This is a genomic window from Mucilaginibacter rivuli (assembly GCF_019391655.1).
Lineage (GTDB): Bacteria > Bacteroidota > Bacteroidia > Sphingobacteriales > Sphingobacteriaceae > Mucilaginibacter > Mucilaginibacter rivuli.
The window spans coordinates 99287-121770 of the sequence record NZ_JAHXPQ010000004.1; the positions used below are offsets into that span (position 1 = coordinate 99287).

Annotated in this window: 18 protein-coding genes and 1 tRNA gene; 18 read left to right on the forward strand and 1 reads right to left on the reverse strand. The window is 37.0% G+C overall.

Annotated elements, in window-relative coordinates; translation table 11 throughout:
• Positions 1-84: 84 nt before the first annotated feature.
• Positions 85-504 carry a hypothetical protein gene (locus KXQ82_RS10315; RefSeq protein WP_219488208.1) on the reverse strand — a complete coding sequence of 140 codons (420 nt, stop codon included), beginning with the start codon at positions 502-504 and terminating at the stop codon, positions 85-87.
• Positions 505-884: 380 nt separating this feature from the next.
• On the opposite strand from KXQ82_RS10315, the gene KXQ82_RS10320 reads away from it, so the two are divergent.
• From KXQ82_RS10320 to KXQ82_RS10405, 18 genes are all read left to right on the forward strand, one after another.
• Positions 885-958: transfer RNA gene (locus KXQ82_RS10320), tRNA-Pro, on the forward strand.
• A gap of 123 nt (positions 959-1081) precedes the next feature.
• Positions 1082-2377, forward strand: a complete 1296-nt coding sequence (locus KXQ82_RS10325; RefSeq protein ID WP_219488209.1) for a site-specific integrase — start codon at positions 1082-1084, stop codon at positions 2375-2377.
• Between the two features lie 54 nt (positions 2378-2431).
• Positions 2432-3538, forward strand: a complete 1107-nt coding sequence (locus KXQ82_RS10330) for a hypothetical protein (protein ID WP_219488210.1) — start codon at positions 2432-2434, stop codon at positions 3536-3538.
• Between the two features lie 167 nt (positions 3539-3705).
• Positions 3706-4107: a hypothetical protein gene (locus tag KXQ82_RS10335; RefSeq protein ID WP_219488211.1), complete on the forward strand. Its 402-nt coding sequence runs from the start codon at positions 3706-3708 to the stop codon at positions 4105-4107.
• Positions 4108-4199: 92 nt separating this feature from the next.
• A complete protein-coding gene (locus tag KXQ82_RS10340; RefSeq protein ID WP_219488216.1) occupies positions 4200-5324 on the forward strand; it encodes a DEAD/DEAH box helicase family protein in 1125 nt (374 codons plus the stop codon).
• A 14-nt stretch (positions 5325-5338) separates the two neighbouring features.
• Complete coding sequence (locus KXQ82_RS10345; protein WP_219488217.1) at positions 5339-6028, forward strand: hypothetical protein; 690 nt, start codon at positions 5339-5341, stop codon at positions 6026-6028.
• 92 nt (positions 6029-6120) lie between these two features.
• Positions 6121-6447 carry a hypothetical protein gene (locus KXQ82_RS10350; RefSeq protein ID WP_219488219.1) on the forward strand — a complete coding sequence of 109 codons (327 nt, stop codon included), beginning with the start codon at positions 6121-6123 and terminating at the stop codon, positions 6445-6447.
• A 471-nt stretch (positions 6448-6918) separates the two neighbouring features.
• Positions 6919-7410: a hypothetical protein gene (locus KXQ82_RS10355; protein ID WP_219488220.1), complete on the forward strand. Its 492-nt coding sequence runs from the start codon at positions 6919-6921 to the stop codon at positions 7408-7410.
• A 111-nt stretch (positions 7411-7521) separates the two neighbouring features.
• Positions 7522-8004: a hypothetical protein gene (locus KXQ82_RS10360; RefSeq protein ID WP_219488222.1), complete on the forward strand. Its 483-nt coding sequence runs from the start codon at positions 7522-7524 to the stop codon at positions 8002-8004.
• Positions 8005-8316: 312 nt separating this feature from the next.
• Positions 8317-8781, forward strand: coding sequence for a hypothetical protein (locus KXQ82_RS10365; protein ID WP_219488224.1), 465 nt, complete (start codon positions 8317-8319; stop codon positions 8779-8781).
• 17 nt (positions 8782-8798) lie between these two features.
• Positions 8799-9590 carry a hypothetical protein gene (locus KXQ82_RS10370; RefSeq protein ID WP_219488226.1) on the forward strand — a complete coding sequence of 264 codons (792 nt, stop codon included), beginning with the start codon at positions 8799-8801 and terminating at the stop codon, positions 9588-9590.
• 1328 nt (positions 9591-10918) lie between these two features.
• On the forward strand, positions 10919-12031 hold the full coding sequence (locus tag KXQ82_RS10375) for a hypothetical protein (RefSeq protein ID WP_219488227.1): 1113 nt from the start codon (positions 10919-10921) through the stop codon (positions 12029-12031).
• Positions 12032-12040: 9 nt separating this feature from the next.
• On the forward strand, positions 12041-15937 hold the full coding sequence (locus KXQ82_RS10380; protein WP_219488228.1) for a PKD domain-containing protein: 3897 nt from the start codon (positions 12041-12043) through the stop codon (positions 15935-15937).
• Positions 15938-15993: 56 nt separating this feature from the next.
• Positions 15994-19800 carry a DUF6443 domain-containing protein gene (locus tag KXQ82_RS10385; RefSeq protein ID WP_219488230.1) on the forward strand — a complete coding sequence of 1269 codons (3807 nt, stop codon included), beginning with the start codon at positions 15994-15996 and terminating at the stop codon, positions 19798-19800.
• A gap of 2 nt (positions 19801-19802) precedes the next feature.
• The gene (locus tag KXQ82_RS10390; RefSeq protein WP_219488232.1) at positions 19803-20117 is read left to right on the forward strand and encodes a hypothetical protein; all 315 of its coding nucleotides are present in this window, start codon (positions 19803-19805) and stop codon (positions 20115-20117) included.
• 369 nt (positions 20118-20486) lie between these two features.
• Positions 20487-21434 carry a fibronectin type III domain-containing protein gene (locus tag KXQ82_RS10395; RefSeq protein ID WP_219488233.1) on the forward strand — a complete coding sequence of 316 codons (948 nt, stop codon included), beginning with the start codon at positions 20487-20489 and terminating at the stop codon, positions 21432-21434.
• Positions 21435-21445: 11 nt separating this feature from the next.
• A complete protein-coding gene (locus tag KXQ82_RS10400; protein WP_219488234.1) occupies positions 21446-21952 on the forward strand; it encodes a hypothetical protein in 507 nt (168 codons plus the stop codon).
• Positions 21949-22482 carry a toxin-antitoxin system YwqK family antitoxin gene (locus tag KXQ82_RS10405; protein WP_219488235.1) on the forward strand — a complete coding sequence of 178 codons (534 nt, stop codon included), beginning with the start codon at positions 21949-21951 and terminating at the stop codon, positions 22480-22482. Before KXQ82_RS10400 ends, KXQ82_RS10405 begins: the two co-directional genes overlap by 4 nt.
• Positions 22483-22484 lie beyond the last annotated feature (2 nt).

Here is a 22484-nt window from a genome sequence, read left to right on the forward strand (position 1 = left end):
GCCCTCAAAAATAAAAAACCGCCCTCCAAATTACAGGGGCGGTTTTAAGGTTAAATAAGTATTAAAGTTATCGTAAAGGGTTTATCAATGGTCGCTTACAGTATGTGAGTAATATTCAACGCTACCGTCGGAGAATGAGACCCAGTAGATGTATCCTATTGATTCGTAATTGGTAAGATCGTTTAAATCAAAATCATAATCAAGGTAACAGTAGGCACCAAAAGGGCCAAAATTTACAATGTTAGACTGGTACGAAAAATCGGAGGCTCCGCTACCCGCCCTTGCCAATCCGTTTAAATCAATTTCCTGAAAAACCGGATATGGGGCATTATCCTCAAAGCCTATAAAGAGCTCGTAGGTGGTGCCGCCCAAATAGGCGTTTCCCCATGAAGCATAAGGGGCGCCGGTATGGTTTGAGTAATAATCATCGTGCGTTACCTGTGCATTAGTTTTAAAAAAAACACATAGCATCAATAGCGCCGTTACTAAAAAATACTTCTTCATATAAAAATAGATTGGTTTTTTTGTGCCTACTCTGGTTCAGATTTTCGGCTTCCTCTGTTGGTTTATACTTACGTTTAGGGGTGGTATCAGGGGTGTTGGTTTGCATTAAAAACCGCAAATTTTACAGTTCAACCTATAAATTACTATATTTTATTACTATAAAATTTATGCCCAATAGTTAACTGGCGTACCTCTTGAGAAATAGGTTTTTAATTTACAACCTAAAATAGATAATATTTATTAACTATATAATAAATATGAATTTTTATTTTTAAAAGGAATAATAACAGATACGTTGCAGAAAACTATTAATGGGTTGGAAAAGGCATTTGCAGATTTTATCACATCAATTATATTTGCATCCCCTACCAAATCATTTTCGGGATGTAGCGTAGCCCGGTATCGCGCCAGCATGGGGTGCTGGAGGTCGTGGGTTCGAATCCCGCCATCCCGACTGTAAAGAGAGTAATTGAGAGCATATCTGTTAGGTTTTAAGGCTTAAATGGTATGCTCTTTTTACCTTGTTTACTCCCCTGTTTACTCCCATATTGTGGAATCTGTCGCAACATCGACAGTTATGGCAACAACAGCAATCGTTCTAAAAACATCCAAAAAGTTATTAAACAATGAGTTTTCAGTAGCCCTTCGAGTTACTCATCTACGCGAACCCAAATATTTTGTAATAAGCACTCTTGTAAATCAACAATCTTTAAAACTGCAGTCTACAAAGGAGGGTTGGAAGCCAGCCGAAAAAGAAGACAATGGCTTGGGCAAATTCAGAAAATCTCATCCTAATTACCAAGATTGTAATTCGTTATTATATCAAAAGCTTTCGGAGGCAAATGCAATTTTAAAATCTTACGATGACTCTGGTATCGCGTTTAGTTTTGAAAGGTTTGAAAATGATTTTAAAAATAAAAACAATCCTATTGCTGAAGACAAAATAATCGTTCCTACTGTTGAAGAATACTACACTAGCCAAATACTAATCTTGGAAGAACAACAAAGAGAAGGATTAGCTGGCATCTACAGAGAAAATAAAAGCATTATCAAAAAGTTTAAACCAAATGCCTTTCTTTCAGATATCAACGTTCGTTGGTTGGAATCATTTGAATACTGGATGCGTAATGTACGTGGAAACATGGACACCACTATAAGTGTTAAAATGCGTAATTTACAACGTTTAATTAACCAAGCGATAGACGACAAGCTATTTCCAATAGAGAATTATCCGTTTGGGGAGAAACTATACAGCATAAATAAAAGGCTTGATCATAAAACTAAAAAGCTGGCTATACAGCTTGATAAAATAAGTAAGCTCAAAAATTTAAAGTTAAAGCCTGGTTCCGCTTTGCACTTTGCTCAACAAATTATGCTATTTAGCTACTATTGTAGGGGGATGAACTTCATAGATATAACATTTCTAAAATGGCAACAAATTAGTACTACCCATATCAGTTATGTTAGAAAGAAGACAGGTGGTAAGTTTGAAATACCTTTAAATTGTTTCATAAAGGACATATTAGGCTATTTCAAAGCCACATATACAATTCAAGATGGGTATGTCTTCCCAATAATAAATCCCAAAATACATATTACAATCAAGCAAAAGTATACTAGAAAGAAAACCGCTTTAAAGGCAGTTAATGATAATTTAAAAAAGCTTGCGAAACTTATACAAGAACCTGATTTAAAGTTAACAACTAATGTGTTACGGCATAGCTATGCCACGGGACTTAAACGATCTGGAGCGAATGTAAGCCATATAAAAGAATCATTAGGGCATTCTACAGAATTTCAAACACAAACATATCTTGACGAATTTGAAACTGGTGTAATTGAAAGTTGGGAACTGAAAATGTTTGAACAATAAGGAAAGCAGGGTAAGTACCTATCGTGCTTTTTATATCTTTATTAATAAAATTATATGGCTAAAATAGTTGATGTCGAAGGTGTTTTTAAAATTGAAATTCAAATCACTAGAGTATTTATTGAAGATTACAAACTAGAAAGAATATATAGGTATGCATATTATCTAAAATGGGGATTTGACTTGATTAGTGAAATACCTGAATCCTCCACTGTATACTTTGAGTTTCCACCGTTTCATCTTAATTATACAAAAGATTACTTGGAATTCTTTTTAGAGAAACTAAACGAAAAATATAATTTAAAAACCAGTCAAATTGATGAATTATTATTTTTGAGCTATGCGTTTAGCAAAAATCCAAAACAAAAAAATCTTCGAGAAATCGCAAGTTACGAGGAGAGCAATTTGATATACAAACTTGTTACGACACCAATTGCCATGATAAACAAGGCTAACGTTGATGAGTTTTTACATGGTAATTCAATCCTTGAAAAAGATGATGACCTATATAGATTAATAATTTCTTATGCGAGTCCACCTCATGAGCAATTTATATCAAATAACAAATTAGACAGAACTAAAATTAAGCAAGCAATCTGGGATATTATTTTTAAGAACTTAACCATGGAAGTCAACGTATCAGTTATAGTTGATGGTTATCTATTTATAATATCTAAGGATATACAGTTGCTTTTTAATGTCAATGGACGAAAAATAGCGAAATCAACTCCTAAGAGCCAAAATACCAAGATTCTTACGTTAGTTCTCAAAGAATTGATCGAGGATGTTAAATATCGCGACCCTAATTTCTTTGAAATTTTAGTAAAGCACCAAGAAGACCCCAAAAATTATGCGAAAAAGTTGAAACAATATTTAAATTTAAAACAAAAGGTTGATTACAAACCAACATTTAAATATTTCATTTCGCTGATGAGTAGATATTTAGATAAAGAAGAAATTAAAATATCAGTGGGAAATAAAGTAAGTCGCAATCAAAAGAAAATAATTTTCCATTACCTCACAATGACTGGTCTACTGCTTCGAGAAGGAAAATTTGAGCCTTATGTAGACTTAATTGCTCTCAAAAGGCAAATTCAAATCAATAAGGAGAAGAAAAATGATGACAGTGAGTTTGATGTCAAGTACCTTAATGGCTTTTGTTAAATAATTAATAAACAGTGCTGTAAGATATCAATGTAGTTAAAATCCAAGCTTTCATACCCACACAAACCATTGTTTTACAATTGGTTACGAGTTAATTTACTGATAATCTTATTACTTTTGTCTAAACATTTTGAAGTCGGCGCCGCCTTCAAATTAACAAAATGACAATGAGTATTTTAGATGAAATATTCGGTACTGCTCCAGGAGCAGAGACTGAAATGATATCCTTATTTAAAGAGGATAATGTATATGGAGGCATTTTTGAAAAAGCGCAGCTTATATCAGACATAAGGGCTATGAAATTAAAGCACCCAGCGCAGCTTCAACACATGAAGCGATTGTTTGAAAACTGTATGTTGAAACGTAAGTTAACCCGACAGCCAGTCGTTACCCATGAAGATGGGGAGGCTGTGATTTGGTGCAGATTTGCCTTTGGAAATTCGACTGATAATTTACGCATTGCTAATATTAATGGCATGTTTGAATTTATAAATGGGTACGCTTTGGGCAACATTATAGTAACCAAATCTTTTGCAGATCTGCTTCGCACCGCAGCAGGTGAAATTTAATTATTAATAATTTAAAAGGAGGTTTAGGCCTCCCTTAATTTAACTCACAGGAACTGAAATTTTACTGATTGGGTCATTATTTTCAAAATTTCATGGACAAGCAAAAATATTTAACATATAAAATAGGGCTTCACGAGTACCTTAAAGATATAATTGGAGTAATACATACCAATATAATTCTATTTAAAAACTTAACAGGTATTGGCGCTACTACTTTAGAACTGGAATCAAATCGTAACAGTATTATAATTGAACCAAACGTACCTGTTATTCAAGGAAAATGTAAAAAATATAATACTACGCGCAAAGTAAAGGTACTAGGTGTTTTTGAAGGCAAGACCGTTGATCAGATCATTGATTATCTTCAATCTAACATAAAATACAAAAAAATCATAACTACGCCTGAATCATTTTTAAAGGTTAAGGAAGCAATGTCTGAGCTGGGTATAGACATGTATGAAGATTATTTCTTATTAATGGATGAATGTGAGCGTACCATACAGGACGTAGGATACAGAACAAAGATTATTTTGCCAATCAATGATTTCTTTTTATTTACAAATAAGGCTTTTGTATCAGCAACACCCATTATTCCAAGTGATCCCCGTTTTTCAGCACAAAAGTTTACCCACGTCTACATTAAACCGGATTTCAACCATGAGGAAACCATTAAAGTGATTGATACCAATAATATCATGTTGACTTTAAAGAAATTCATTGATAATAATCCACGTGAGCAATACTTTATCTTTTTCAATTCTACCGATACAATCGCGCATTTTCTTAGAGAATTAGAAGTAAAGGATGAAAGTTCGATATTTTGTGCCAAGGAAAGTATGCAGAAACTGAAAGTAAACAATTTCGTGCACGTTTCTACTTCATTAGGTGAGTTCAGGGTTTACAATTGGATGACAAGCCGCTTTTTCTCAGCAGTTGATATAGAGGGCATTGTTGACCCAACAATAATAATGATAACCGACCTGGTATCTGCTTTGCACTCCACGATTGATCCTATGAGTGAAGCAATACAGATTGTTGGCCGGTTTAGAAAACCTGAAAATGGGACTATAAAGAAAGAGATAATTCATATCTCTAATTTTTTGCCAACATTAACTTCCCAAACAGCGGAAGAAGTCAAAGCTTATATTAATGAATGCCAAGTTGTCTTTCGCGTCTTAAAGCGTTATTTAAAAGCAGCCACGACAAAGGCGCAGTAGACACCATCAAAGAAATGATGACCCGTGTTGAGTTTGCTAAATATGTTAATGAGGATGGTTCCCGAAACTTCTTCATGCAGGATAATACTATTTATGAGGAAAAAGTAAAAGGGTATTATCAATCATTGAATAATTTATTGGAAGGTTATAGTAAGAGCAATCATTTTGTGGTGAGTAGTGAAACTGAAAGCTACAAATTAACCGACCATCAGCGTGTTTTAAAACATAACTCTATGCCATTGAAAACAGTTTACTCCGAAATAATGCCCTTGATTCGAGATATTTATGACCCTGAGTTAACTAGTGAATTTCTAAAGAATATACAGATGATGTTTTTGAGAAAAGAGTTTAAAAAGGTTACCGATGATTTTGATAGGTTGGGGCATGAAGCCATAAAAGAATTGAAATTCGACCCACGAAAAATCAAAGCTGAAATTGTCAAAAGGGATTTGGAGAGTCAGCAATCAAACTTTGGGTTCATGCAGTACATTGAAAATAATTACAAGGTGGGCCAGACCTCATCCGCTCATGCATTAGTCAATGTTTTACAGCAAGGGGTATCAGCCCACAATTTAAGACATTTAAAACCATCTATAAAGTTACTTTCCAAATACTGTGAATTATCTGATAGAGTCTGGATAGGCACGAATGATAATGGAAAAAACATCATGGGATATAGGGTTTTAAAAATTACGATAAACTAAAAAGTTAACAAATACCTACACTTCACTATTAAAAAAAGGGTTTTATGCCCCTATTTAATGAAGTGTAGGTTTAAATATTACTCATAAAAATTATGGAAGTTCTAAATTATACAGGAAGACCGATTGGTATTGCGTCTGCACACGGACAACCCATGATAGGGCTACCATCAGAGGGTTACGCCAAATGCGAGATCGAAAGAATAGATAAAGTAAACAAGTTTGGTCTTATACCCATCTATAAGCGTATTATGGACCGTGTTAATGGTCTACCGTCACAAGACAGAAACCTAGAGAAGTTGTACATAGTAAACAAGGAGGTTGCCGAATCAATAGGTCATACTAGGTTTGATTTGTTGGTTGTAGAGGAACCGATTGATATTACTGGTTCAATTTATTATAAAAAGCTTATGAATGTCTAAAAAGAAGCTGCTTTAAGCAGCTTTTTTTATACCAATACAATTCTGTAGAAGTTATTCAAACAAGTTACCTTGTAATAAGTCAAGCTGGAATTTCTCCTTACTTCATTAAAAGGTAAGACTCCTTAAAAGCCTTTTACCCACAAACATCCCCATACCCTTTCTAACACCCATACCCCTAAAAGTTTTTTAGATCTTTTTATGTATTGATACATTGTTTTGAAATAAATTACGAATGCAGCGACCGGACAAGTCGCTTGTATTACATCCCCTCTCCTTTAGTCGAGTATAAGTCGAAATGTTTTCTGCTTTTCGGGCACAGATGCAGGTCTGCTTACCTGGATTTCGTTTCCGTAGGAAACGCTTTGTCCAAGGCACAAATCATTCTCAATGAATAGTGCCAACGTTCAGCAGACCACATCAGACCCAAAACAGAAAACAATCAAATCATTAACCTAAAACCCAAAAAATGACATGAAAGAAGTAAAAGACACGCCCAAAATCAAAGATTTTGAAGAACAAATTGAGAAAAAACAACGAAGCAGGTTAGGTAAAATGTGGAAACTCGCTAAACAGCAAAAGGTCACTAAAACAATCCAACTACAAAACTCATCCATAGAGTACTATTACAACCTTATTCTAACGGAAGTGAAAATTTATTTGGGTTCACAGCACCCAATCGTATTCGAGAGGGATTACAGGGAAGATAACAGCGAAAATTCATTTGCTATGCACAGCTTCATTACACCAAATATTTATTTGCACCTAATGTGCGACCTCAATTTCCATTACTGGATAGAATATGATTTCCATGATTGTTGGATTGAGGACAGGGTTCGGACAAGGATAGCCAAGCTATTTGAATTTAGTCAGCAAGCCAGGCACAGGCCACTTCAACCTAACTGCTTTGAATACCACAAAAGCGTTCTGACCAAGCAGGATCCGCAGTACATTTATACTTTATAAACTGATTTTGAATCAGCTTTCAAAAATATCTCAGATGCCCAATGCTCATGCCATTGGGCTTTTTCATTTACAAGGTAACTGTTCAAATAAACATCTAAAAACCATTTCAACATGAATACACAACCATCAAAATCATTTCAGGAGTTAAAAAATGAGGCTGTCGTAACCAGCTATTTAGCGATCACCAAAATCACCAAACAAATAATTTCGAGCATCCCGCAAGAGGCGCTTCGATATATGATAGAAATCGATCGCAAGGCTTTTGAGAGTATTAAACCCAAAATCCATGAGTTAGTATCACCAATTTTTTATCTCTGTCTGAGGGATTCTAAAATGGGTTACCTCATACACTTTGGATATGATACCAATCGGGATTTCCACGTCTTTACAAACCAATTTATCAGGGCTGTTTTCAAACTCACTATGGCCCAATACACAAACGTTGATATCGAGGACTGCATCCAAACTGATTCAATCATTACCGATATCAGTGGTTTGTTCGATGAACTGCAGTTCAAACATCCATCGTACCCTTGTAAATTGGTTAAGTACAAGCCATCCGCAGTTAAAAGAAAAATATTATCAGTTGCGTGAGATATAATATCTCATTGATTAACTTCGCATAAAACCGGAGGTCAACATCAACATAGCATCTATAATAACATAATTGTTTAAAAATATAAAGCGTTAAGCTTTGTTTGTTTTGCATCAGGAAACGTAGGAAATTTCACTTAACAGCAAAAACAAATGAGTTCAACGTCCAGCGCGAAAGCGTCTGGGCGAAGACTTGTTTGTTGCTGTTAGGCTCTCCTACGTGCCTCTGGTGTACAAATTGAGTTTAGTCCAGGCGCTTTCGTGCATTCACACCAACCGATAAGGACTAATCGGTCAACCTTAACCTTGATTATGAAACACTTATTTACAACATTGTTATTCCTAATATTCGGTCTAACTACTTATGCTCAAGAGAATACCGAATTAGCCAGGTTTATTATATCTGACGTCCGAATGAATGATATAGATGTTACAAAGACATTCGTTGATGGTCAATCCTATTTGGTATTGTACACACCGGCAGGTTCAAAAGAACTCTATTTTGCTAGTATTAGACATACAGATCATACTCAGTCCTATGGAAGAATTTATGATCAGGAATCTTCCCAAGTTGACGCAACAAGCACCCAATACAAGTCTGAAAACTATAAATTCAAATGGTCTTATGCTAATTCTTACGATAACAAGCAAGGTACTGCAACAATAACTATGGAACTGGTTTATAAACCCAACGGAACAGCTTTCACTTGCAAAGTAGTCACAGAGGCGCTTGATGTGCTTGTTTATAGGGGTTATGTGTCAGGAAGCTTGAAATAATCTTAGCATACAGATTAATGAAAAACATCTTTCTTGTCGTAGCTTTTCTGATAGTCGGATCAAGCTGTAATTATCTCAGTAATCATTCAAAACCACAACTGAGTTTATCAGAGAATGCACCTTATTATCTGGAAATCTCTAACTTTAAATGGAACTATGGACTTACTGAGATAAACAAATTCAATGGGGACTTTGAAACATTAGACCATAATGTTTTTGATCTTCTAAAAGGTAAACAAGGTATCTGCACTGTAAAGTTAGAGCAAAGTCAAACTGATAAGTATGGTAAATCATCTTCCATATACGCCAACATTGGCACTATTGATCTTACAGAACTCAATAAGTTTGAAAGCTGGGAGTATTGGTATAAAGATGGTGGGATTCAACGCCTACTTTACAAGCTGTATTTTTCAAATACTGATTCGACTAAAATAGAAACAGCACCACCAGTATCACAATCATTGGGACAAGCTATTACTGGTGAACAAAATACCACCATTAAGCCCAAAACCTATACGTTTACCATCACAGATTTATATCCTTTGGAAAGCGACAGGAATAATTTGGACTTAACACAATTTACACGTTCTGGAATTATATTGGATGCCAACTATGCCAATGGCATAATGAAGGTTAGGGATTCAGATGGCGAAGAGCATATTGTTCAGTTTTATCCATTAGATGCTTCTTCAGCAGTTCAAAGTGATTTGAAATTGGCCATAACAAGAGGTAATAAAATTAAAGCGGTTTATGCCAGGGCAGGAGCCAATACAGAAGATTTGGTTTCTGCTGAAATAACAGAGCCGTAATGATGTGATTTAGGTGAAACATTTGTTGGCAGACTTATTAATAAGGTAAAAAATTGGAGCTTGCCATCCGGTAGGCTCCTAATTAATGTTTCAGGTGAATAGGTGTTTTCTATACTGCTTATAACCTGTTTTGCCAACAATACCGTAGCTGAACCATTGCAATCTATTATATAAAGCATGTTCCCTAAGATTACTCAATACAGGTTAAACCATTTGTCATTGGAGATTTTATCACTTATGTTTAAACCATCGCAACGAGCTATAGCTCGTTGCTCGGTACTTTCGGATCATTGTCGTCAATAACACCTGAAGGAAATGTATAGCTACATATTTTTATCACCATAGCAGATATACCTACAATGAAGCAAAGGATTATTAATGTTATTGGCATGTATTCAAGATACCAATCTGGAAGTGAACTATAATACTTGCGGTTAAGATTAGTAAAACATAAAAAGAATGTAGGCATAGCGAAGACTTGTAATGCAGCCTTTGTATACTTATTCCATATTTTCATAAATCTAAATTACTAAACTATTATCAGTTACCACAAAGCAAAAGCTATCCTAACCCCAAAGAAGTTGTTTAAGAGGGTAAGGATAGCTTTGCTTGGGTGGTTATTGTGCGCTACACTGACTTATGGCACGAGGAAATAAGGCATTCTTCACTCCTAAGCTATTCAAAACTTCACGCCAAGCTCCGTTCAGTATGATAAGGTTTCACCACATCATACCTCACCAGCCGGTGGCTTGCTTGTCATGCTGTTTGAGATAGCAAAGTCGTTCATCATATTCGCTCTCTCTGTCCTTATATACGTTTCGCTTATGCTTCGTATAGCTTGGCTTTTAGCCAGGCATCCTTGCAACACTCAACCTATAACGGCCAGTCGCGAATCACAATTTAACTCACCTACGCATCGAAAAACGCATCAGTAGCGTCACACCGTTTGAAGCACCGTAAAAGTTCAATAGTCAAACGGATGCGCCACTACTTCGTGATGCATTCTGAGCAGTCGCCTGGTGGCTCTCTCTGCTCAGACGTTTTTCTCAGTTCGTAGGCCGGTTCGTGAAACTAAAATATCCAATTAACAACAGAGAATAATTAGATATTATGATATTTAGCATAATTCGGTTGATTATAAATTAATAAATCAATGGCAGGATTAATATTTTAATTGTGCTTTAGATAATTAATAAAATATTTGTTTTTATTAATTATAAATCCAATGTTTATAGCAGGAAATAACTATTAGGAAACGTCTTTATAGCGCTGTTGCTTGATTCCTCCAGCCATCATATAAACCACTGCTTATAACAAAAAATATTCAAATGAAAAAGCTTCTAATCATGACAGTGCTATGCACTGTAGCACTTCACGTAAATGCACAATTTACAGGAACATCAACAATAAGCTGCACAGGCTGTACGGTTGGTTTGAGCACAACCAGCCCTCAAGCCACATTAGATTTGGGAAATGCGGGTACACAAAATAATTACCATTATCCATTATTTTGGTATAACGATAACTTTTCAGGGCCGTATCACGGGTCAAAAGGTGGGGTATACTTAGATCAGTGGGGGCTTGCTAACAATACAACGTTTGCGTTTACAACAGCAAGCGCTAACCCTGGGACACTCATATTTGCATCAAAAGAAACATCTGTTAATGATGCGAGCTCATTAACGCCGAGGATGACTATTGCCGGACAAACGGGTAATGTAGGTATCGGGACAACCTCTCCTCAGTATAAATTAGATGTTGGCCCTGTAAGTGTAAGTCAGGCTATTAACAGTGGGGCTGCCGGGTTAATTCGAAATAGTGCAGGTGCCGACATGGCTCCTTATACCCAGGCCAGATTGATTGTGTATGGTGGATCCGCAGTTGACATGGGAAACTGGGGATACTTTGCATACGGTTCGGATGCGTCGATGCGGGAAGTATATGCAAAGACAGGATCTGGTGCACCTTTATTCTGGGGCACTTCGAGTGCAATGGACGGGACTGGTACGTTCACGCCGACTATGGCATTATCACCAAACGGCAACCTGGGCATTGGTACAACAGACGATTCAAACTGGCAACTGGCTAATTCGAGCTATAAACTTGCTGTGGGCGGAAGCGTGATTGCTACTGCCGTTACTGTGAAGCTGCGGTCGGCTTGGCCTGATTATGTCTTTCAACCGAAATATATTCTAAAACCGCTTTCAGAAATCAAAACCTATATTGACCAAAATCATCATTTACCAGGCATGCCATCTGCCGAAAAGATCGAGAAAGATGGCTTGGATTTAGGGGAAATGAATAAATTATTAACCAAAAAAGTTGAAGAACTCACGTTGTACTTAATAGAGAAAGATAAGGAAGTCAAAGAGCAAAATGCGGTAATCAATGAGATGAAACAACAAATAAATGCAATAGTTAAAACATTGAAAAAACAGTAGATAGATCAAATGATAGCAAAAAGAACAATATTGTTTATAATTCTTCAAATATCAACGCTTAACGCGCTGTGTCAAAAAAATAAAGTAGCCGTTAACCCTGTAACTGGGTCTGCAAGCCTTGATATTCCAATTGGTATAGTTAAAACCGGTGATATTTCAGTTCCTATTAGTCTAACCTATTATACCAGCGGTGTGAGAGTTAAAGATGTAGAGGATCAGGCCGGGATGGGATGGCATTTGAATGCCAGCGGGCAAATAAGCCGTGAACTGCGAGGCTTACCTGATGATTGTTCTCAAGATATGCAGGGGCATCCTAGGAAAGGTTGGCTATATGCTCCCAATAATGCTTTTGTAAACCTTACTGTTTCTAATGATGGCAACCCAAGCAATTGCAGTGAAACGAATGACCTCAATTATTTGACGACGTATTTTTCGGATAATGCAGATACCGAGCCGGATATATTTCACATCAATGCTCCAGGAATGTCCTGTAGCTTTATTTTTGATAAAGACCATAACATCAAAACAATTCCTTACCAGGATTTAAAAATCAGCTATACCACAGATAGCGAGGGTTTGATTTCGCAGTTCCATGTGGTAAACAACAAAGGGGTTGTATATAAATTCACATTAGCACAAAAAGTTGAACGATTTACCAGATCGAATAATGAGTTTAACATAGGCTTTTTTAAGAAAGAATACGACAGATATGTAGATGGAGTTAGGTTTAATATGGGCTGGTATTTAACATCGATAACTGATGCAACTAATAATACAGTGATATTTACCTATAGAGAAGGTCAGTACATGGATTCGGCAACGCCATTAAATTTATATTTTGGCAGTACAGAAGAGCATCAATACAACACAGAAGACATTTATAGCGCAATTATCCCAACATCTGTTTCAGGAGCAACAAATTCATATGTTTTCGACTACTCAAATAATGGTGTTACAAATCGGTCTCTATTAAAAACAATTACAAACAGAGCAGTAACATTCATTTTAAATTACACAAGCGTTTACTCATATAGCAACAATAGCTACATGAGATGCTTTTTAAGAGATATCACAACTACAGATTGCAATACTCCCTTTAAATATCATTTCTCTTATTTGGGTGAAAATGAGCTTTCCAGTCCGAACGGTGCAACAACTTATACTACGTTGCCAGATTCTGCATCTAAATCCATAGACTATTGGGGATATTATAATGGCAATGCCAACTCTAATATTACCCTGCTGCCAGCTTTAATTGTTAACCCTTCCAATAATACATTGCCAAGATATCAAATTGTAACTGACAATTATGTTAGAACTGACTATTCTGTTTCATTAACAGGAGGAACTAATAGAAGTGCTAGCGCTAACGATGCAATGGCTGGAGCTTTAAGTCAAATAGGCTACGGCGATAATGCCAGCACTACTATCCTATACGAGTCCAATGATTATTATGACGTTCCCGCCTCTCATGTAATCCAGGGTGGTGGAATACGGGTTAAAAGTGTTATTGATTATGACGGTGTGGATGTAGCAAACAATATAGCTACCAATTACAGCTATGAAGATCCAGTCACAGGTTTATCAAGTGGGAAACCAATTTCATTACCCCAGTTTGCATTTACAAGGCCATACCTGGGCACGGGCCTAAATTGGGATAATTCGACGATAAGATCAACTGAGGACCTGTCTAAAGAAGACCATAGTATCTATTATCGTTTTGTGCGAAAAAGCCAGGCACATGCGGGTAGTACGCTCAATGAATCTTTTCTACCGGGAACATATTGGGATAATTCCGCATCCCCGGCTGATGCAAATGTATCTGCCGATTGGACACCAACAATTATTTATGCAGGAAAACCATTGTGTACATCTGTAGGAAATGTGGTTAACGCCAAATATAATTATCCGTTTGCACCAAATATTAATTACGATTTTGAACGGGGGATCATAAAAAAGGTCGTCAACTATAATGATTTGGGTAATGAGGTAAGTGAAACTTCCTATACCTACCAAAGAACTCAGAGTCCGGACATCATAACCGGTTTAATATTAGAGGATAACTCAAATGCCAAGATGTATTCTAAATACAATATTTACGCATCAACTGGTGAGCTTTTGGTAAAAAGTGATGAAACGGTTTTTGATTCAGGAACATTAACACAAGCACAAACCAATTCAACCTTTTATTTTTTTGATAGCCCTTATCATAAACTGTTAACTCAGAAAAAAACAATTAATAGCGACGGTGCGATAAAAAGAACTTTTTATAAATATGTTAAAGATTATACTGCAGGTGCAAGCTCTGATGCTAATGCTGATGCCATATACCATCTTCAGCAACTAAACATAAATCTGCCGGTAGAAACATGGTTTCAAGATGAGCGTAATGGTGTTAATAAAACTGTAAGTGGTAACTTAGTCAAGTTTAAATTATTTAATGCACCGATGCCATATTCTACCGTTAGTAGTTGGTACAATTTATCTCAGGTATTAAAGTTTTCAGATGCTAACGGTGTAACTGATTTTGCCCCGAGTGATATCACTTCGAATATATTTACAAATTATAATAGATATAACTCGGGTATTGTAGAAAACGACCTAATATATGACCATTTTGGTATCGTTCAAACCAAAGATGATAATAACAAACATATTGAAACAATACTAAGAAGTGCTTATACAGAGTTACCCGTTGCTACAATAAAAAATGCATCAAGTAATGAGGTCGGATATTTTAATATCAATAGTCCGGTAGATAACGCTGGTTTCGCTGTATTAGGCGATGGCGATTTAATACACAGTACCCGTACCGGACAATTCGCAGTACGTGCTGGGGCAAATACATTTTATAGTAAAACAATTCACAAAAATAGCCTAAGCAAAAATTATATTTTTTCAGTGTGGGCAACGACCACAACCGCCGGGACAGTTACTCTATCATTAACCAATAGCGTTAATCAAACAACAAATTATACGATATCATTAGCCACTAACACCCCGTGGAAATATAGCGAAATCAAAGTTCCTGTAACTAACATGTCATCTGATTTTACCGCGAAATTTCAGGTAAGTACCGGTGTTATTATTGATGAAACGTTGTTTTATCCCGAAGTTGCGGAAGTTTCTACTTATCAATATGATGGATTAACAAATGTTAAAGTAGCCGAAACCAACACCAATGGCATAGCGCATTATTATTCAATAGATCAGTATGGGCGCTTAAATTATCTGTTTGATAAAGACAAACAAATACTTTTGAAAAAATCATATAATTACACTGAGAGTTATAAAACCTTTGTGCAGCCTACCTTTACATATTCTGCAGCTAATCAATATATTAATTCGCTAATTACTTTTAGTATTATTAATAGCCTAACCACTTGCACATATGCGGGAGCCACATTAAAATGGGATTTTGGAGATGGGCAAATTGAGACATCCACGTCATATGACCCTGTTAAACACAGTTATACCCAGCCAGGCAACTACACCGTAACGCTGACAGTTACGTCGCCCGATAATATACAGTATAGCAAAACAATGACACTTGTTATTACAGACATTCCTACTAAGATAAACTACAACAATTACAATACAAGTCAGGCTACTTTCGATTTCTATCAAAACTCTGTTTTACTGTACACATTCACCAGTGCGCAACTGGCAGCGGCGCAATGTACAGTTCCAAAAGGAATTTATGAGGTGCATGCACACTTAATAAATAACGGAGAACAAGACTTGCCGCCTGATTCCGATGTACCACTTACAAATAAACTACGAATAAACTTTGATGGAACAAATATATCCTGTGATGAATTTTCAGTTAGTACTTTAAACTACACGCTGGACTTAAGGGCTGTTACAAACGCCAACTTTTTAATAGACACCACCCCTTGTCCATAATCATTACTATAAAAAAGATCTTTATGTTAAATAGGATAAAATTATTCGCCATAGTAATGTTTACTATAATATTTGAAGCCAGAAGCCAAGATATCAATAGTACCTATCCGGTAGTATTGCCTCAGCTTAATGGTAACTCATTTCGTGTATATAACGGATATAGTGTTAATATTACCAGCAGTCAATCTGTAACTCTATTGCCCGGCGTTCAATTGGATTTCGGCTCAAACGTCTCTATAAGTATTGCAAATCCTCCGGGAACAATTGGAACACCAATGTTACGCAGTTATGTCCAAACGGATGTCGTTAAGGTTGCAGGTATAACGACAGATAGCCAACTTAGCGGCTTAACGCCAGCACAAAAGCAAACATCAAAAATTTACATTGATGGTTTGGGCAGACAAGTACAAGCCATATCTGTAAACTCAAGCCCTTTGTTGCATGATATTGTTCAAAATACAAAATACGATGATTTGGGTAGGCAGGCCATCAATTACCTTCCATATACGGCAAACGACGGAAGCGGCGCTTTCAGGTTGAACGCGACCAGTGAGCAGGCTGCTTTTTACAATAATGGAACCAGTGATAAAGTAGCCGATGACCAATCGCCGTTTGCCCAGCAAGTATTTGAAAATAGCCCATTGCAACGGATACTTCAGACTGGGTCTGTAGGTGCCGCATACCAACCCGGGCAACATTATAAAAGCATAAACTACCGTTCTAATACTACTGGCGATAATGTGATTTGCTGGTCGGATGCTGGTGCAAATACCGGCACATATAATGCTAATAAATTGAATGTTCAGGAAGTAACAGATGAACAAGGGCGGAAAATAATAGTATTTGCTAATTTGAGTGGACAGACTGTGTTAAAGAGGCAATTAGCTAACGAGATAATTAATGGTACAAATCAAGCATATTTTGACACTTATTATATTTATAATCGCGCCGGCTCACTGAGCTATGTGATTCCGCCTAAGGCGTTCTCAGCTATGGTTACAGCAAATGACTACGATTTAACACAACCCGGAGTAGCTAAATTATTGTTTAAATATAGTTACGATAATTTAGGCAGAGTGGTGGAAAAAGTCACTCCTGGCAATATTACTGTTAATATAGTTTATGACCCACTTAACAGGCCCTTATTAATACAGGATGCAAACCTCCGTGCGCAACACAAATGGAATTATATTAAATATGATGCAAAAGGGAGAGCCATCAGCCAAGGGATATACACAGATGCAACAACATATACAACCCCGGCAGCAATGCAGCAGTATGTAAGCGGTTTAGATTATACTACTCTTTACTACGAAGAACGTGTTTCCGGAGCAAGCGCAACGGGATACTATACAAATAATCTTTTTCCATCAAATAATTTGGACGAACTATCTTACGTTTATTATGATGACTACGATATTGACAATGATGGCAATCCCGATTTTGCATACAACCCATTAGGTAGTGAAACTGCTACTCTATTTAATGTTAGGGGAATGCTTACCGCCACACGTACCAAAACTATTGGGCAGGGTTTTGGAACACCATTGTGGCTCACTAAAGCAATATTTTACAATGACAACGGGGTGGCCATACAAACGCAAAATAATAATCAGCTTAATGCAAGTATAAATGATGTAAAGACAATAGTGGTTGATTTTACCGGCAAACCGCAACTGACCAAAGTGGTTAAGGTTGTTCCATCAGGGACCACTACCGTTGTTAGTACGCATACGTATGATCATGCTGATCGATTACTATCTATCGATCAATCATATAATAGCTCAAGTAGCGTTACCCGCATTGCAGGATATACCTATAATGAACTTGGCCAAATGGTTGATAAAAAACTGCACTCAACCGATGCCGGTGCAACTTACTTACAGTCTTTAGACTACCGTTATAACATACAGGGCAGATTAGTTAGCATTAATAACAGCACCTTAACAAATGATGGTGTAAAAAATGACGAAAGTAATGACGTATTCGGGATGGAGATTTTGTACAACCAAATTGACAACAGTTTAGGTAATACAGCGTATTTTAATGGCAATGTATCTGCCGTAAAATGGATAGAAAAAGACAATAACGGTATTGTGGGTAAAGAGCGAAGCTATAAATATGAATATGACAACCTTGATCGTTTAAAAAATGCTATTTACGCCGATAGGGTAGTAAACACAACATGGAGCAACTTGGGTGGGTTCGACGAAAAGAATATTAAGTACGATCAAAATGGCAACATATTGACTTTGCAACGTAACGCAATTGTAGCCGGTTCAATCACAGCTATTGATGATCTAAATTATACGTACAACGGAAACCAATTGGATAATGTTATTGATGGAAGTGGAGGAAACTACACGGCTTTAGGCTTTAAAAATGTAACTAACTCAACCCAGGCATACACCTATGATGATAATGGCAACCTAACTAATGATTATAAAAAGGGTTTGACATTAACGTATAACTCACTAAACAGGACAGACAAAATCACCATAAATACTTCAACGGGAAGGTATATCACTTATACCTATGATGCTACTGCGGTACTTTTACGTAAGCAGGTATTTGATAGCGGCACACTGCAAAAAACCACCGATTATATTGATGGTTTTGTTTATGAAAATAGCAGCCTGGTCACTTTTTCCATACCGGAAGGGCGTGTGCGCAATAGCAGCGGCACGTTAAAGCCAGAATATGTAATTACCGATAACATGGGTAATGCACGTGTTAGTTTTGAAGAGCAAAGCGGCGTAGCTGTAGTTAGGCAAGAAAATAGTTATTACCCTTTTGGCATGGTAATGAATGGCAGCAATACAGCTACGCCCAGCCAGCCAAATAAAAACCTGTATAATGGAGGGAGCGAATGGCAAAATGATTTTGCCGATATGCCTGATTATAGCCAAACATTTTACCGGAATTATGATGCGGCCTTAGGTAGGTGGATCGGGGTTGATCCTAAAGCGGAGTTGTATGAAAGTATGACGCCTTATCAATATGGCATGAATAACCCCTTACGTTACAACGACCCCTTGGGCGATATGACCTATGACGAGCTTGTAGATTTTGCGGGCTCGCATACCAATAATTTTCAGTTAGGAACATGGACCCGTGGTGACGGCTTTACACCAAGTTCTGATGAGCATTTAAAGTTTGACAGTGGAGGACTATGGGGCAGTGGTGTCGATTTGGGAAGCGGTCAAGACATATATTTAGGTTTAAATGGGAAAGTGATGTTTACTGTGATGAACAACACTAATGAAATTAATACATACGCTTTACGTCCTGCCGATCCTGATGGTACGGTAAGAAAAAAAGAACTCATTGCAACTTATACAATTCCTAATACAGAAAGGAATGATGATAACTCTGCTGAGCCATATAATCCATACTCGGATCCATATCATGCCCCTGGTACTTGGAGTGAGATTTGGAATAGCGATATAATGAGAACAATTATACCAGATATGATAAGTGTAAACGTTAGTGTCGGGTTCGTTTTTTTTGGTGGAGGTGCTGGTATTTCCCACGGAGCACACTTAGTTACACGTGGTCCTGATGCAGGCTTATATAACTCATATACAACATCAATAAAGACGGGGGTTTTATATGTTGATCTGTCTGGAGGTGTTTCCTTAAGTAGATACAATGGTCCAGTAGCCGATATTAGATATGCGGATTATCTCGGTGATGGTAAAGAATCGGGGGGGAAATTTTTGTATGGGTACTCCGGCTCCATATCACATACAGGCTGGACCCCTACTTGGATCACTGGTTCCTATAGTGTAGGTTTGGCTATCGGAAGTTTTGCTGGCACGTCTTATACATATCCAATCAGCGGGCAAAAATTCAATCAATAGTTATGAAAAAAACAATTATCATATTAGGTTTATTAGGAATTTTAGTTTATGTCATAGTTTCGGGAAATCGTTTTCGTCATAATGATATTTATTTACTTTCTTTAAATGGAAAGGTTGAAAATATTCGAGTGGATATAAAAGAAAGAATGTACATCACCGTATCGAATAAAGAACATGATTTAGCACATTATTGGCCCGAATTGCAAAAAAAAATAAGAGTTGGCGATTCTGTTTATAAAGATTCCAAGGATTATGACATTGTTTTAATTAAAGCCAATGACAATAAAAGAGTAATCTGCAAACTTAGAGAAAAGTAAATTATGTAATAGTCATAACATTTACAGGAATTTACACCCCTCTATATAGTTCTTACTTATTCCTCTTTTGCATTAGGGTTTAACGTGTTATATCAACTAATTCATATTGGTAAGGCCTGTTATTATTAGCAAATAACTTGCCACGGAAAAATGTAAATGTTGCAGTATTTCTCGAATTGTACCGCGATGGAGCCAACCTGTTGTATAGAGAAAGCATGCGGCTATGTAGTATGTTAGCTTATCGTGAATGCTTCAAGCAACAAACTTTTGAAAATAATTAAAAATGCAGTAATACGTAACAAATAAAAAGATTAATTAATTCCGAGTAAAATTTTATTGATTATTTCATAATTTTAAACCAGTATGAAAATGAAAAACATATACTGGTTTATAGTATTTATAGGTGTTTTAGCTGTTAGCGCTTGCAGCGATCTCATAGAGAAGTCAATAAGTGGCAGCCAAGTGATTTTACAGACCCCCGGCAATAACTATCAAAGCAGCAGCTATACCCTCAACTTCTGGTGGGACAAGGTAGATAACGCTTTGGATTACCACTTGCAGATTGTCACCCCAAAATTTGATTCCGTCGCTAATCTGGTATTGGATACTGTTGTTAAAAGGAATACCTATACGTTTACGTTACCGCCGGGCAAATACCAATGGCGGGTACGTGCTGAGAATGGCAGCAGCGCAACACCTTATTCAACTGTTTATAGTTTTACGGTATTGTATTCATCTATAAAACAACAAATTACGCAACTGGTTTCACCATCCAACAATACATTTACCAATCAAAACCCTTATACGTTTCAATGGCAAAGCATGTATGGCGCTACAAAATACCGTTTACAAGTTGATACCAATAATTTTGTGAATGAGGCTAATGTGATCTATAACCAAGTAATTCCGGGCTTACAGGCAAATTACGCTTTCCCGAAAGACCAAACATACCAGTGGCGCGTAAGGGCAGAGAATGATACGGCGCAAGCAAAATGGTCAACTGTTAATATCATTACTTACAATCATACGCCGCCGGGTATAGTTACCTTAGTCGCACCGAGCAATCGCCAAACAACAGCTTTACCAGTAGTTTTACAATGGAACGCGGTAGCCAAAGCAACTAAATACAAACTCTATGTATTAAAAAGTGATTCCACCACATTGTACAATTCAAGTTTTCCTGCACCAGTGACAAGCACTACTTATAATTTCAACCTCGGTAAAAGCGGTGATCATTTTTATTGGAAAGTGAGCGCGGTAGATGCCGCTGGCAACGAAGGAACAGCCAGCGTGATGCGTAATTTCTTTGTTCAATAAGCAAACGGAACATGAAGAACAAAAAGGTAACATACTTTTTAGGCCTGTTGGTTGTTGCCGTTTGGGGAATGATCATTTATCGGGTTTTCCAGGCGGTTAGTGCCGAGGACAATCATGATTTTCAGCCCCGACTTGTTGAAAAAAAGGAAGAATACAACGATTATGAAGTACCCAAAGACACCACGAAGCTGTTACTCAATTATCGCGACCCGTTTTCAGAAGGGAAACAAAAAGACACTGTTGAGATACCAATCAACAAACTGGTGCATTCAACTGCCCCCCATCCCATCACTCAGAAACCTGCTTTAAATTGGGGGTTTATTAGATATTCCGGGTTTGTTTATAACCCGGGTTCAAAAAGGATCATCGCTATTGTAAGTATCAATGGCAAGCAGCAAATGCTTTCCGAAGGTGAAACTGCCGATCAGGTAAAACTCATCAAAAACATGAAAGACTCCATCAAGGTTTTATACCAGGGAAATACTAAATTTATCACTATGAACACCAAGGGCCAATGAAGAGATTGATCGTTATATTTTTTAGTCTTTTTTCCGTTGCGGGTTTTGCACAGCAAACCCCTAACTTGGGGATATACAAGGTTCATTTGAATACGCCTGATAAAAGTATCATTGCAGAGATCAATCCCGTTGGAACTGCACCTACGCCTCGGACAGATAAGATATATTATTGGTTCAGTTCCAACAGCATCAAACAAACACAGGGGAGCTTCAGCGGGCATTTGCTTAATGGCCCTTACAAAGAATTTTACCTGAACAAAAATTTGAAAGAGGAGGGCCTATTTAAAAAAGGTTTAAAGACTGGGCTTTGGAAGAACTGGAGTTTAGATGGTGTTTTGCTGCAACAGGTAAATTGGGAAAATGGTGTAAAAAGTGGGCCGTTTGTGTTGTATGATGAAAAAGGAAACCTAAAGCAAAAGGGCGATTACAAGAACAACGTGATAGCGCCTGAAACGAAACACAAGAGTTTTTGGAACAAGATCAATATCTTTAAAAAGAAAGACAAGGCCGATACCACTGATGTCAATTAACA

Bases quoted from the DNA above. Each gene is read 5' to 3' on its own strand.
- KXQ82_RS10315 (WP_219488208.1), bottom strand. From the start codon at position 504: ATGAAGAAGTATTTTTTAGTAACGGCGCTATTGATGCTATGTGTTTTT.
- KXQ82_RS10325 (WP_219488209.1), top strand. From the start codon at position 1,082: ATGGCAACAACAGCAATCGTTCTAAAAACATCCAAAAAGTTATTAAAC.
- KXQ82_RS10330 (WP_219488210.1), top strand. From the start codon at position 2,432: ATGGCTAAAATAGTTGATGTCGAAGGTGTTTTTAAAATTGAAATTCAA.
- KXQ82_RS10335 (WP_219488211.1), top strand. From the start codon at position 3,706: ATGAGTATTTTAGATGAAATATTCGGTACTGCTCCAGGAGCAGAGACT.
- KXQ82_RS10340 (WP_219488216.1), top strand. From the start codon at position 4,200: ATGGACAAGCAAAAATATTTAACATATAAAATAGGGCTTCACGAGTAC.
- KXQ82_RS10345 (WP_219488217.1), top strand. From the start codon at position 5,339: ATGATGACCCGTGTTGAGTTTGCTAAATATGTTAATGAGGATGGTTCC.
- KXQ82_RS10350 (WP_219488219.1), top strand. From the start codon at position 6,121: ATGGAAGTTCTAAATTATACAGGAAGACCGATTGGTATTGCGTCTGCA.
- KXQ82_RS10355 (WP_219488220.1), top strand. From the start codon at position 6,919: ATGAAAGAAGTAAAAGACACGCCCAAAATCAAAGATTTTGAAGAACAA.
- KXQ82_RS10360 (WP_219488222.1), top strand. From the start codon at position 7,522: ATGAATACACAACCATCAAAATCATTTCAGGAGTTAAAAAATGAGGCT.
- KXQ82_RS10365 (WP_219488224.1), top strand. From the start codon at position 8,317: ATGAAACACTTATTTACAACATTGTTATTCCTAATATTCGGTCTAACT.
- KXQ82_RS10370 (WP_219488226.1), top strand. From the start codon at position 8,799: ATGAAAAACATCTTTCTTGTCGTAGCTTTTCTGATAGTCGGATCAAGC.
- KXQ82_RS10375 (WP_219488227.1), top strand. From the start codon at position 10,919: ATGAAAAAGCTTCTAATCATGACAGTGCTATGCACTGTAGCACTTCAC.
- KXQ82_RS10380 (WP_219488228.1), top strand. From the start codon at position 12,041: ATGATAGCAAAAAGAACAATATTGTTTATAATTCTTCAAATATCAACG.
- KXQ82_RS10385 (WP_219488230.1), top strand. From the start codon at position 15,994: ATGTTTACTATAATATTTGAAGCCAGAAGCCAAGATATCAATAGTACC.
- KXQ82_RS10390 (WP_219488232.1), top strand. From the start codon at position 19,803: ATGAAAAAAACAATTATCATATTAGGTTTATTAGGAATTTTAGTTTAT.
- KXQ82_RS10395 (WP_219488233.1), top strand. From the start codon at position 20,487: ATGAAAAACATATACTGGTTTATAGTATTTATAGGTGTTTTAGCTGTT.
- KXQ82_RS10400 (WP_219488234.1), top strand. From the start codon at position 21,446: ATGAAGAACAAAAAGGTAACATACTTTTTAGGCCTGTTGGTTGTTGCC.
- KXQ82_RS10405 (WP_219488235.1), top strand. From the start codon at position 21,949: ATGAAGAGATTGATCGTTATATTTTTTAGTCTTTTTTCCGTTGCGGGT.